The organism is Neolewinella maritima (assembly GCF_923081025.1).
Classification (GTDB): domain Bacteria; phylum Bacteroidota; class Bacteroidia; order Chitinophagales; family Saprospiraceae; genus Neolewinella; species Neolewinella maritima.
This window is the reverse complement of sequence record NZ_CAKLPZ010000001.1, coordinates 2,002,059-2,014,153: the sequence shown is the minus strand read 5'-3', so window position 1 is coordinate 2,014,153 and position 12,095 is coordinate 2,002,059. Positions and strand designations below refer to the sequence as shown.

Below are 12,095 nucleotides of genomic sequence, written 5' to 3'. Positions count from 1 at the left end.
AACCGTACCTTTCGTACCACGAGTTTGAACGCCGCATTGGGCCTAATCCCCGAACTGTCAGGGAGTTGCACCAAACTAAAAACCCGGCCACCTTCACTAAGTGAAAGCGACCGGGTAATGAGCGGATGACCAGGTTCGAACCGGCGACCTCAACCTTGGCAAGGTTGCGCTCTACCAACTGAGCTACATCCGCGTCTGCTGGCTGCTCAGCCATGCTTTATTGCTAAAGCGCTGCAAATATACGCTCGCCCATATCGGCCCTGCAAGCCGGGCGCAAGGTTTTTTATAATGAGTAGTGAAAGGTAGCCAGCAGGTAGCGCCCCAGCCCGTCGCTGATGGTCTCCGAGGTCACGAAGGCCTGTGCCTGTCGGTTGATCACCGTGTTCTGGTTCAGTAGATCCTGTCCGCTTAGTACAAAGTAGTGACCGGCCTTTTTAAAGGGACGTAGTTCGAAGCTGGCCCGCAGGTCCGGCACGTTGGTTTGTCCGGCGAAGGCCGCAGCCTCGAAGACGCGGTACAGGAACCGACTCTCGAAGCGCCACGTATCCGATAGCTCTAGCTCGAACTGGGTAGCGATGTCGTGGGTGATGGTGACGATGTCTACACTCTCCTCGTCGTCAAAGCTGTTGGCATTGCGGGCGTAGGTATAGCCTAGTTTGAGGAAGGACTTCTCGTTGAACTCCGTGGTCAAATCGACGGTGCCGCTGTAGTTGGTGGTCACGTTCGTTCGCGCCACGCCGTCCACGAAGCCCTGTCCGCGACTGCCCCCGCCGCGGCCGTTGATGCGCAGCTCTCCGCGGATGAAGTCCATGCCGATCGAGGAGCCCAGGTACACATTATAATTCCAGTTGTGGCTCACGTTAATGGACTGATACACCTGCTGCCCGGGGGTGAAGGTGAGGCTGTTACCGAAGGCATTGTCGGTATAGCCCGCGCTGACGTAGGCGCTGGCGCTGAGCGCACGGAACTGATCGTTGAACCACAGGTTTCCGCTCATGTCGTGCCGCACGGCGGGCTCAAGGTTGACGTTGCCCAGCGTGACACGGCCGGTGACGGACGGACGCGCAATGGTCTGCAGCTGACTGATCTCGGGCACCTGCACGTAGGAGCGGTAGCGGAGGCCGTAGAACAGCTTATCGGACCGTATGCGGTAGCTAAAGTTAGGCAGGACATAGTTGAAGCGCTCGCTACGGCTGGTATCTCCGCTCAGTCCCAGCGTGCCGCTGTTGAAGTCGGCTCCCACTTGCAGGTTATTGCTCTTCTTATAGCGGTACACTAAACCGGTACCGGCGCGCACCGCCGTCCAGTTTCGCGTCAGAAGATTGGTCGTGCGCGACTCGTTGAGGCGAAAGCGGTAGTCGCCCTCGTCTTCGTCCACTTCGAAACCGATTTCGGTTTCCAATCTCAGTTTGGTGGTGAGGGGTTCTACATAGCTGGTCTGACCGCCGAGGTTCAGCGAATTGGTGCGTCGATCCTGAAACTGTAGACCGTTGACGAGGGAGCCGACGAAGGTCGGCGTACTGTTGGGGTCGTCATCGAGGCCTTCGGTGAGAATCTCCAGGTCGGTCTGATTTTTACGGTAGTTGCCATTCAGGCTGGCGCTGAAGCTCCTGCCGGCTTTGCGGCCCAGGCGGCGGTTGTAGCGGGTGAACAGATTGCCCCCCGGCGAGTCGCCCGTGCTGAAGTCGTCGACCGTATAGTCACTCTGCGCTTCCCCCGTTCCATCGCTGATCTGGGTGCGGGCAATACCCCGATTTTCGGAGCCGGTCAGGTAGGCGGAGCCCCCCACACGGAACCGCGAGGTCGTATCCAGTTCCTGCTCGTATTCGAAGCCCAGCCGGTGGCTGTAGTTGGATGCCGCATCGGTCTGTACGCTATTGATCTGCCGCTCCTCGCTTGCGCGGGTGAAGCCCTGCCGTTCGGTGAGCGACTGCGTTTGCTGCCGATCAAATAGTGTGTAGTCGAGCGTGAGCTGTCCGTTTTCGCCCATAGAGCGGCCGAAGTTGATGCCTGTAGCGATACTGCGGTTTTGTCCCGGGGTTTGTCCGCCATCGTAGTAGGGTAGTTGACCTTCATCACCCCAGCTAATAAAGCTGCCGCGCCCGGAGCTCCGGTTGAAGTTTTGAATTTCGTCGCCCGTGAAGCCTACTCGGTTGACATTGTTGATCGTACCGAGCAGTCCTAATTGAGTGGCGTCGCTGATGCGGAACAGCTTGCCACCCGCATCGTAGCGGGGGTCTGCATCCGCATTACTGGCTACACCGCCGCCACCGTACAGTTCGCCGAATACCTTAGCCTTGTAGTCATCCTTCATCTCCAGGTTCACGGTCGTGTTTTCCTCTCCGTCGTCTACACCAGTGATCTCCTCCGCGTCGGATTTCTGATCGAATACCTCCACATTTTTTAGGGCAGCCGCATCCAGGTTCTGGGTGACCAGGGCGGCGTTGCCCGCAAAGAATGGTTTACCGTTGATCATAATCTCCTGCACGGGCTTCCCGCGCCAGGTGAGCTGTCCGTTGGCGTCGATGCTCATACCCGGTAGTCGGCGGAGTAGATCCTCTACCTTGGCGTTCTCGCCCACGGCAAAGGCCCCCGCATCGTAGAGCATGGTATCGCCCTTCATGCGGATGGGTATGCGGTCCGCAGTGACCTCAACACCACTGAGCAGGAAGCCAGCGGGGTACATCCGCAGTTCGCCCAGACCCAAATACTGATCCGATTCCGTGACGGTGATGGACTGATCCGGCCGCTCGAAGCCGAGAAAGCTCACGCGCAGCAGGTATTCCCCCGCTGGTACTTTCTGCATCAAAAACTCCCCCTTGGCATCCGTGGTGCCGAATGCGGTCAGCAAGGTATCGGAAGTACGCAGCAGAATTGCGTTCGCGCCGGGTAGCGTAGTGCCGGTGGTATCGACCACGGTGGCACTGATCTCGGTGCTCTGCGCGAACAGTCCGGTAGTAAGTAAAAAAAGTGTGAATAACAGGGATAGGTGTAGGTGTTGCATAGCCAGGGTAGTAGGAAAGTAGGGCGATTAATAATTGCGTTGCCAGCCACGCCGTCGCCGCTCCATCGCTTCCTTGCGCTTGGCGGCGATCTTTTCGAAGCGTTCGCGGCTGATCGTATCGCCTTCGGTGGGCTTTTCGAGTTCCAGCTCCGTGGGATTAGGCTGCATGGTGGTCATGGTGTACTCGGTGTATACTCCTTCGTTCTCCACCTTGAGGTAGACGATGGCGCCGGGTAGGCCACCGTAGCCACGCGGACCGATCCCCAGGGGGATCGTCTCCGTAAAGTAGGCCGTCAGGGTATCCCCCTCCGGCGATACGGTGAAGGCCAGCTTGCTGGGCAGGGTATAGGCCATGTTCAGCTGCTGATTAGCGGGTATCTCCCACTCCGGGACCAGCCACTCATCTTCCATGATAAAGCTGCGGTCCATGATCCGCCGCTGATCCGTTACGGTGCTATCGACCACGCTGGTGTAGTAGACATCCGGGTTCTCCGTATCCGCCCCCCACCAGCCCCGGCGGTTATCCGTATCGGGCGCTTTGGGCAGTTGCTGGTAGCTGAAGGCTTGTTCGTTGAAGGTCAGTCGGCCGGTCTGGTCGAAGACCCCCTCGGTCTTCATCTTCTCTACCCGCTTCTTCTGCTCGATGCTCATACCGTCCCACACCTCAAACTCCCGGTGTTCCAGGTAGTCGATCGTACCGGCGCTGATCTGGGCGCGTACGCAGGTGCAACACAATAAGAGAAGGGTAATGAGTGATAAATGGGGCATAGGAAATATATAACGGTATACCGTAATATACTAGCTGGATGCAAAAGCGTGGCATAAGGACGTGCAGGAAATGTTTTATTAACTATTTATTCACATACCCCGCACCGGCGTCCGCGCCCGTGAACCAAGCACCCCTGCTGAATTGTTTACCTTTGTTCCCAAAGACGAACCACCGATGACCGTAGCCGAACGACAGGATCTGATCTCGCGCGTAGATGCCGCCCTGGACGAAGTACGCCCCCACCTGGCCATCGATGGCGGCAACATCGAGGTGCTCAACGTGAGCGACGAGCAGATCGTGCAGATCAAGTGGCTCGGCGCCTGCAACGGCTGCTCCATGACCGCCATGACCATGAAGGCCGGCGTAGAACAGACCCTCAAGAGTCGCCTGCCCCAGATCAATGGCGTCGTAGCGGTGAACTAGCCGAGGTGCAGCTTTTTTACGATCCCACCCTTACCGTAGGTACCCACGCGCTGCGCCCCGAAGAGGCTCAGCATGCCGCCCGCGTACTCCGCAAGCGAAGCGGCGACGTACTCGATCTGGTCGACGGAACGGGCGGCTGGTATCAGGGCGAAATCACCCAGATCGATAAGCGGAGCTGTATGCTGGACGTCCGCCTGCTCCGGCAAGAAGCCCGGCGTACTGCCCACCGACTTACCCTATTGGTGGCTCCGACCAAGAACATCGATCGCTTCGAGTGGATACTGGAAAAAGCCACTGAGATCGGTATCGACCGCATCCAGCCCATCCGTACCGAACACTCCGAGCGTAGCCGCCTGCGTACCGACCGGCTCGAACGAGTGCTGGAATCCGCCATGAAGCAAAGCCTGAAGAGCTGGCTGCCCGAGCTCGGCGAACTAGTCCCGTATGCCGAAGCTATTGCAGCGGCCCGGGGGGACCGCTTCCTGGCCTATCTGGGCGATGATCAGTCTGAGCTACTCCGCGACCTGCTGCGACCCGCCGACGAACTAACTGTAGCCATCGGGCCGGAGGGAGGCTTCAGCCCGGCCGAAGCAGCACAGGCCAGTGCGGCCGGTTTTGTATTTGCTAGCCTGGGTCCGCACCGACTGCGTACCGAGACCGCCGCCATTACTGCCGTACACACGCTGGAATCTGCCGCCTGGTAGATAATCCAGGGGACTACTTTCGGCGTTAGGTTAGTATGCGCATGTTTCTTCTCCTGCTGTTGGTTTCCCTGTTTGGTAGCTCGGCCACCAGCCCTCCCGCCGAGACCCTCCGCCTGGGCTTACTTAAGTATAACGGCGGCGGCGACTGGTACGCCAATCCCACCGCACTGCCGAACCTGGCCCGCTTCTGCAACCGCGCCCTGGGCACGCAACTGGATCCGGACTACGGTACGGTCGAAGTAGGTAGCGCCGAACTGTACAACTACCCCTGGGTACATATGACCGGACACGGCAACGTGGTTTTCTCCGCGGCCGAGGCCGAGAACCTGCGCAACTACCTCACCGGCGGGGGCTTTCTGCACATCGACGATAACTACGGCATGGACCCCTACGTCCGCGTAGCGCTGGAGCAGGTCTTCCCCGAGACCCGCCTGGTGGAGCTGCCCTTCGATCATCCGGTGTACCACCAGACCTACGGGTTCAAGAATGGCCTACCCAAGATCCACGAGCACGACGGCGATCCGGCCCAGGGCTACGGCATCTTATGGCAGGACCGACTGGTTGTCTTCTACAGCGTCAGTAGCGACCTCGGTGATGGCTGGGAAGATCAGGCGGTGCACAACGACACACCGGAGATCCGCGCGGCCGCCCTGCAGATGGGGGCCAACCTGGTCGAATACGCCTTCCAGCAGTAGGCCCGTCTAGCGCGGCAGCAGACCGATCAGTTGACGTTCGTCGTGCAGGACTTTATAGAAGTCGTTCACGCGTCTACGCAGCCGCCTGCGCTGGCTACGCAGAACTTCGGGATACGTATCGACGAGCTCCCGCACCTGTTGTTCCCGGTCAATGAAAACCTGGGCACCGGCCAGTAGCTCGTCCGCGGTGATGTGACGTCCCAAGAACCGTGGCTGGTACACCGATCTCAGTCTGTGTACTTCATTAGGCACTGCATAGCTAGTACCTACGAAGCCAGCGTAGTCGAAGTCGTAGGGGATCGGTATCAGTTGATTCGTCCCGTTGATGCTCAGAAATTCTACGTTATGGCGATTGAAGACGTTCCAGTCCGTATTCAACACCAGGTAGTTGAACAGACACATATTGACGTAGGCGGCCTTGTCCAGTCCCCGGGTGCTGATCTGCTCGGATTCGACAAGGCGGGCGCTGTAACGCGCTTCGAGTTGCTCCTCCGTTTCGATTAGAAAGCCGCGAAGTATGTCCTCGTCGGGTACGGTGATCCGCACGGGCACGGTGCGGTGATGGTACGTACTCAGTAGAGCGTGCAGATCGTAAACCAACTGTTCCCGACGCAGGTAGCTCTGCCCCATAGTCCCGTCGGAGCACTGCAGGACCAGCTTTAAGTCATTGAGGGAATCCGTATAGCCGGCTGCCCCGAGTGCTTCCTTATCCAGCTTGATCCGTAGGGAGGGGAGCCGGCAGACCTCTAATCTGATGTTGCCCCGCGTCCGGATGCGGCCGGGGAGGGTGTGTACATCGACCTCCAGAAGAAGCGACTGATAGGCCTTGTCGGATTTGTGGCGCAGAAGTTGCTTCCAGTCGGTGTGCAGGTTCAGCGCTACGGTATCCTGCGTGCTGCTCAGCCAGTCAAATAGCGAGGACTGCGCGTTCGTGCTGTTGATAGCGGCAGCGAAGGCAATCAGTATGACCCACCACCGACGCATCTATTTCGTGCCGGCGGTGATCAGCGGGATCCGCAATCCTTTGAGGGTGCCCCGGTAAGGTGTGCCCTGATCCAGGATTAGCACCTCGCCCGCACTGCCGAATTTGATGCTGGAATCTACCGCGATCACCCGGTTATCGTAGAACCCCTGTATAGCGGTAAAGCTCGTATGCCCCACTACGATGCGCTTGGCATCCAGCTTTCGGAGTACATACCCCAGATCGCGCGCCGAAAAGGTCCCCTTAGTGAAGTAGCCCCGGTACCAGAGGGGCCCCAGCCGACCGTGCAGCAGGTCCATGCGGTTGCTGCCGCTGACTACGTCATCCATATCGTCGGCGTCGATGAGGTAGGTATGGTAGAGTTCGTTGAGCTTGGTGATACTGCTGACTTCGCGCACCATTTGCCGGCTCAGCCCACCGTGAATGAACACCGTCTTGTCGATCTCCACGGCCAGCGGCAGGCTCCGTAGCCAGCGACCCAGGTAGGTGTTAGGTCCGTAGAGCTCCCGGTAGAACTTGCCCATCAGGCTAGTGGTCACCCGGTACTTCTTATGGAGGTAGCGGTCGTCGCCCTCCAGCACCATGGTCTCGTGATTGCCGAGCAGGAAGTGTACCATCCCGCCCGCGCGCTCGGCCTGTACCTGTAGATTGTGGATGAGCCAGAGTGTTTCGGTCACCTGGTCACCGCGGTCGAATATGTCGCCCACCACCACCAGGTGACCGGTTCCGAACGACCAGTCATTTGCAGTATTGATAACGCCATTGGCCAGCAGCAGCTCACGACCGGTATCGAACTGACCGTGAATATCGCTGAGCGCAATCACCTTGTCTATACCCTCATAGTGCATGATGGACTGCTGCTCGAACGCACGGCTTACATCCACCAGCTCCGGTCTGAAGGAGGTGAAACGGGGAAGTGCCGCATAGTTTTCCGGTGTGTATACTAGTTCATCCGCCGTACGCTGTTCGGTATCGACCCAGCGGGCTACTACGCCGTCGTCCTCGTAGAACAGGTATGGTCCGTCGGGGAGCGGTAGCGTATCGGCGCTCAGGGCCAGGGCAAGGGAAGCTAGGAGAGGCAGCACGTGGTCGTTGATTAAGTAGTCCTAAAGTTAACTCCCTACGCACCAAGCGGTTGTATCCGACGTGTTAAGACTGTTTAGACTTGATTTCTGCGACCGCGGTCGCAGGTGCGGTACCTATACCGAACAGCGGTACTTTTTGGGCCACCTTATGCGTTGACGCGTTGTACTTCAAAGTCCCCGAGATGCGCCAGTTATTCGTCAGTTTGTTAGTTGTGTGTAGCTGTAGTCTGATGGCTCAGTTCGGTGCAACTGCCTATTACAACTTCAACGATGCGCGACTGCTAGACTGGCCGGGAGCGGATCTGGGTACCGATCGATTGCGCTACGACAACAGCGTGGAGGCCGCCCTGCACTACTGGTTTCGCCTTCCTAAGCGCCGTATAGAATTTCAGCCCACGGTCTACTATGCGCGACAGCTGTCTGGCTCGACACCCGCCAGCAATGAATTAGGAGCTCAGTTTAAGACAAATATTTACCTGTTCGATCTGTCCACGGACTGTAATTGTCCTACCTTCGGTAAGCAGGGTCCGCAGTTGCAGAAGGGCTTTTTTATGCAGCTCAGTCCGGGAATTAGTAGCCATCAGTTCACCGATCAGGACCGTCACACGGCGTTTACTGTCGGCGGCGGCATCGGCGTAGACATCGGTATCAGCAACTTGCTTACGCTGACGCCCATTGCGGCGGTTCGGCACACGCTCGGTGGTATACCAACTTTCGAGCAAACTACCACCGATGGCATCATGGTCACCGGCGGGGACCAAAGTTTGACGAGCTTCCAACTTGGCATACAGGCGACCTTTCGCCTTGACAAACGGCATTACTAGACCGGGGCAGACATCGTAAATGTATCGAATCTCGGTTTGATGCACAGCACGTGGACTAAGTACCTTGGAGCGTATGCTCCGACCGCTTAATCAGTACAGCCGCAACGTCACCAACAACCCCGAGCAGCCCGCCGCACGGGCTATGCTCTACGGTATCGGTCTCACCGATGCCGATATGGACAAAGCACAGGTCGGTATCGTATCCACGGGCTGGGAGGGCAACCCCTGCAATATGCACCTCAACGATCTGGCGAAGGAGGTCAAGCAAGGAATCAATGCCGAATCGGAGTTACTGGGCCTGATCTACCATACGATCGGAGTCAGCGACGGTATCAGTATGGGCACCGACGGCATGCGGTACAGCCTGCCCAGTCGCGACGTGATTGCCGATAGTATCGAGACGGTCGCCGGCGCCCAGTGGTACGATGCGCTGGCTACCGTAGTCGGCTGCGACAAGAACATGCCGGGTGCGATGATCGCACTGGCCCGGCTCAACCGTCCGGCTATCCTGGTCTACGGCGGTACCATCAGCCCGGGCTGCTACGAAGACGAAAAGCTGGATGTGGTGTCCGCCTTCGAAGTGCTCGGCAAATTCCAGACCGGCCAGGTCACGGAGCAGCAGTACACGGAGGTGATCCGCCACGCCTGTCCCGGAGCCGGAGCCTGCGGCGGCATGTACACGGCCAATACGATGGCCACGGCGATCGAGGCTATGGGTATGGCCCTGCCATACAACAGTAGCATCCCCGCCAATCACCCCGACAAGCGGGCCGATACCGCCCGGGTGGGAGAATACATGCTCCACTTGCTCAAAAAAGATATTAAGCCGCTCGATATTCTCACTAAGGAAGCCTTCGAGAATGCCATCGTGACCATCACCGTACTCGGGGGCAGTACCAATGCCGTACTTCACCTGCTGGCCATGGCCCGCACTGCCGGCGTGGACCTCACGATCGACGACTTTCAGCGCATCGGCGACCGCACGCCCTTCCTGGCCGACCTCAAACCCAGCGGGAAGTACGTCATGGAAGACCTCTACTACGTAGGTGGCGTACCCGCGGTGATGAAGGAGCTGCTAAAGCGCGGTATGCTGCACGGCGACTGCCTTACCGTGACCGGCAAAACCCTTGCCGAAAACCTCATCGAGGCTGAAAGTCTGCGCCCGGGGCAGTCCATTATTGCTCCCTTCGACCAGCCCGTCAAGGCGACCGGGCACCTACAAATCCTCTATGGCAACCTGGCTCCTGAAGGTAGCGTAGCCAAGATCACGGGAAAGGAGGGCACCCACTTTATGGGCCCGGCCCGGGTATTCGACTCGGAGGCTGCCGCTAATACTGCCATTGGACAAAAGCTGATCCAGGCCGGTGATGTAGTGGTGATCCGCTACTGCGGGCCGAAGGGTGGTCCCGGTATGCCCGAAATGCTTAAGCCCACCAGTCAGATCATGGGGCAGGGCCTGGGCAAGGAGGTGGCCCTGATCACCGACGGTCGCTTCAGTGGGGGTACGCACGGCTTCGTAGTCGGGCACATCAGTCCCGAAGCACAGGTAGGCGGTCTGCTCGCTCTGGTAGAAGATGGGGATATCATCAACATTGATGCCGATCGCAATGTGTTAAACCTGGAAGTAGACGAGCAGACGCTGAACGCCCGACGTGAGCGCTGGAACGCTCCTCCCCTGAAGGCCACTTTCGGCGTGCTCAAAAAATTTGCGAACTGTGTCAGCAGCGCCTCCCTGGGCTGCGTCACGGACCTTTAGTAGCTGTAAACTATCCTAGTATGATCTCCACCGCCACCCACCGCGCCCCTAGTCCGACCACCTCGGAGCTGCCTAACCCGGCCGTCCGGATGAACGGTGCCCACGCGCTGCTACAGTGCCTGGTGAACGAAGGGGTCGACACGATCTTTGGCTATCCCGGCGGAGCCATTATGCCGATCTACGACGCGCTGATCGACTTCGAGGACCGGCTTACCCATATCCTGCCCCGCCACGAGCAGGGGGCCATTCATGCCGCCGAGGGCTATGCGCGTATCAAGCGGCAGACCGGGGTGTGTATGGCTACTTCCGGCCCAGGTGCCACCAATCTCATCACGGGATTGTGTGACGCGCAGCTGGATTCGCTACCGATTGTAGCCATCACCGGCCAGGTGCCCGGTTTCCTGCTGGGTAGCGATGCCTTTCAGGAAGTAGACGTAGTTAACAGTACGATTCCGGTCACTAAGTGGAATTACCAGATCACGCGGCCGGAGGAAATCGGCCCGGTGCTGAAAAAAGCCTTCTTCATTGCGAATAGCGGTCGACCCGGACCGGTAGTCATCGACATCACCAAGGATGCCCAACTGGCGATGGTCGACTTTGTCTATCCGGACTCGCTATCGATCCGCAGCTACGTACCCCATAATAAGCCCAAACGCAAGCAACTGCGGGAGGCCGCTCGCCTCATCAACGGGGCAAAACAGCCCATGATTTTGGGGGGACACGGCATTCATATCGCGCATGCGCAGCCTGTGTTCCGGCAGTTTGTAGAGAAGACGGGCATTCCGGTAGGCGTGACCTGCCATGGGCTTTCCGCTCTACCCAACGACCATCCGCTGTTCACCGGTATGCTGGGTATGCACGGCAATTACGGACCTAACCTGCTGCAAAACGAAGCCGACGTGATCGTGGCCATCGGTATGCGCTTCGACGATCGGGTGACCGGCCTGCTGGCTAAATACATCCCCGACGCCAAGGTCGTACACATCGAAGTGGACCCCGCCGAACTGAATAAGAACGTCAAGACCGACGCGCCCGTACTGGGAGACGCGCGGGAGGTACTCGAACAGCTGCTGCCCCTGGTGGAAGAACGCTCCTATCCGGAGTGGGTAGCGCGCTTCCGCGAATGTGCACGTATCGAGCACGACCGCGTGATCGCCGAAGCCATCACCCCGACGGCAGACGGCCAGATCCGCATGGGTCAGGCCATTCGCGAAGTCAGCCGGCAAACCGATGGGCGCGCGATCGTAGCCACCGACGTGGGGCAGCACCAGATGATGGCCGCGCGCTATTACGAGTACAAGGGCCACGACCAGTGGGTCAGTTCCGGCGGAGCCGGTACGATGGGCTACGGACTACCCGCCGCCTTCGGTGCCAAGTACGCCGATCCCAGCCGACAGGTCGTCGCCTTCATCGGGGACGGTGGCTTCCAGATGACGCTGCAGGAACTAGGCATGTGCGCCCAGTGGAACGTCGGCGTCAAGATCGTACTGCTCGACAACAACTTCCTCGGCATGGTACGGCAGTGGCAGGAGTTGTTTCACCAGCGACGGTACAGTGCGGTAGAGCTCCAGAACCCGGATTTTGTCACCATAGCCAAGGGATTCGGAGTGCCGGGCCGGAGTGTCCGTGACCCGAACGAAGTAGGTGAAGCTATCGCCGAAATGCTAGCTCACGACGGACCCTACCTACTGCACCTGCACACGGTCAAGCAGGATAACGTATTTCCCATGGTGCCCAGTGGAAAATCGATCAGCGAGGTCATTCTCAGCGCGGAGGATCTGTAGGTGATGACGAGGTGAGGCGAAGAAGTAGTGCAGGGTGTCATAGGGAGGAATGGGGTAGTGGAGCACCGT

General features: G+C 58.6%; 10 protein-coding genes and 1 tRNA gene. 6 read left to right on the top strand and 5 right to left on the bottom strand.

From position 1 onward, the window contains the following. Positions 1–120: 120 nt before the first annotated feature. The 3 genes from MJQ68_RS08405 to MJQ68_RS08395 all read right to left on the bottom strand — a co-directional run bounded on the left by MJQ68_RS08405 (position 121) and on the right by MJQ68_RS08395 (position 3,772). Positions 121–193: transfer RNA gene (locus MJQ68_RS08405), tRNA-Gly, on the bottom strand. Positions 194–283: 90 nt separating this feature from the next. Continuing rightward, positions 284–3,004: a carboxypeptidase regulatory-like domain-containing protein gene (locus tag MJQ68_RS08400; RefSeq protein ID WP_238750590.1), complete on the bottom strand. Its 2,721-nt coding sequence runs from the start codon at positions 3,002–3,004 to the stop codon at positions 284–286. A gap of 27 nt (positions 3,005–3,031) precedes the next feature. Then, positions 3,032–3,772 (bottom strand): GLPGLI family protein, encoded by a 741-nt coding sequence (locus tag MJQ68_RS08395; protein WP_238750589.1) that lies wholly within the window; start codon positions 3,770–3,772, stop codon positions 3,032–3,034. A 142-nt stretch (positions 3,773–3,914) separates the two neighbouring features. Between MJQ68_RS08395 and MJQ68_RS08390 the strand changes: the two genes are divergently transcribed. From MJQ68_RS08390 to MJQ68_RS08380, 3 genes are read left to right on the top strand one after another with little or no spacing between them, the layout of a single operon-like run. Then, positions 3,915–4,196, top strand: coding sequence for a NifU family protein (locus MJQ68_RS08390; protein WP_238750588.1), 282 nt, complete (start codon positions 3,915–3,917; stop codon positions 4,194–4,196). A gap of 5 nt (positions 4,197–4,201) precedes the next feature. Then, positions 4,202–4,900: an RsmE family RNA methyltransferase gene (locus MJQ68_RS08385; protein WP_238750587.1), complete on the top strand. Its 699-nt coding sequence runs from the start codon at positions 4,202–4,204 to the stop codon at positions 4,898–4,900. Positions 4,901–4,935: 35 nt separating this feature from the next. Further along, entirely contained in the window at positions 4,936–5,595 is a 660-nt protein-coding gene (locus MJQ68_RS08380; RefSeq protein ID WP_406612749.1) for a DUF4159 domain-containing protein, read from the top strand. Between the two features lie 6 nt (positions 5,596–5,601). Here MJQ68_RS08380 and MJQ68_RS08375 read toward each other — a convergent pair whose 3' ends face one another. Together MJQ68_RS08375 and MJQ68_RS08370 are read right to left on the bottom strand one after the other, a co-directional pair. Continuing rightward, on the bottom strand, positions 5,602–6,579 hold the full coding sequence (locus MJQ68_RS08375; RefSeq protein WP_238750585.1) for a hypothetical protein: 978 nt from the start codon (positions 6,577–6,579) through the stop codon (positions 5,602–5,604). Then, positions 6,580–7,662 carry a metallophosphoesterase gene (locus MJQ68_RS08370; protein ID WP_238750584.1) on the bottom strand — a complete coding sequence of 361 codons (1,083 nt, stop codon included), beginning with the start codon at positions 7,660–7,662 and terminating at the stop codon, positions 6,580–6,582. Between the two features lie 182 nt (positions 7,663–7,844). On the opposite strand from MJQ68_RS08370, the gene MJQ68_RS08365 reads away from it, so the two are divergent. From MJQ68_RS08365 to ilvB, 3 genes are all read left to right on the top strand, one after another. Continuing rightward, positions 7,845–8,486 (top strand): hypothetical protein, encoded by a 642-nt coding sequence (locus MJQ68_RS08365; RefSeq protein WP_238750583.1) that lies wholly within the window; start codon positions 7,845–7,847, stop codon positions 8,484–8,486. A 73-nt stretch (positions 8,487–8,559) separates the two neighbouring features. Continuing rightward, the gene (gene ilvD / locus MJQ68_RS08360) at positions 8,560–10,242 is read left to right on the top strand and encodes a dihydroxy-acid dehydratase (protein WP_238750582.1); all 1,683 of its coding nucleotides are present in this window, start codon (positions 8,560–8,562) and stop codon (positions 10,240–10,242) included. A gap of 20 nt (positions 10,243–10,262) precedes the next feature. Beyond that, positions 10,263–12,026: a biosynthetic-type acetolactate synthase large subunit gene (gene ilvB, locus MJQ68_RS08355; protein WP_238750581.1), complete on the top strand. Its 1,764-nt coding sequence runs from the start codon at positions 10,263–10,265 to the stop codon at positions 12,024–12,026. Positions 12,027–12,095 lie beyond the last annotated feature (69 nt).

Bases quoted from the DNA above. Each gene is read 5' to 3' on its own strand.
- MJQ68_RS08395 (WP_238750589.1), bottom strand. From the start codon at position 3,772: ATGCCCCATTTATCACTCATTACCCTTCTCTTATTGTGTTGCACCTGC.
- MJQ68_RS08365 (WP_238750583.1), top strand. From the start codon at position 7,845: ATGCGCCAGTTATTCGTCAGTTTGTTAGTTGTGTGTAGCTGTAGTCTG.
- MJQ68_RS08375 (WP_238750585.1), bottom strand. From the start codon at position 6,579: ATGCGTCGGTGGTGGGTCATACTGATTGCCTTCGCTGCCGCTATCAAC.
- ilvD (WP_238750582.1), top strand. From the start codon at position 8,560: ATGCTCCGACCGCTTAATCAGTACAGCCGCAACGTCACCAACAACCCC.
- MJQ68_RS08400 (WP_238750590.1), bottom strand. From the start codon at position 3,004: ATGCAACACCTACACCTATCCCTGTTATTCACACTTTTTTTACTTACT.
- ilvB (WP_238750581.1), top strand. From the start codon at position 10,263: ATGATCTCCACCGCCACCCACCGCGCCCCTAGTCCGACCACCTCGGAG.
- MJQ68_RS08380 (WP_406612749.1), top strand. From the start codon at position 4,936: ATGCGCATGTTTCTTCTCCTGCTGTTGGTTTCCCTGTTTGGTAGCTCG.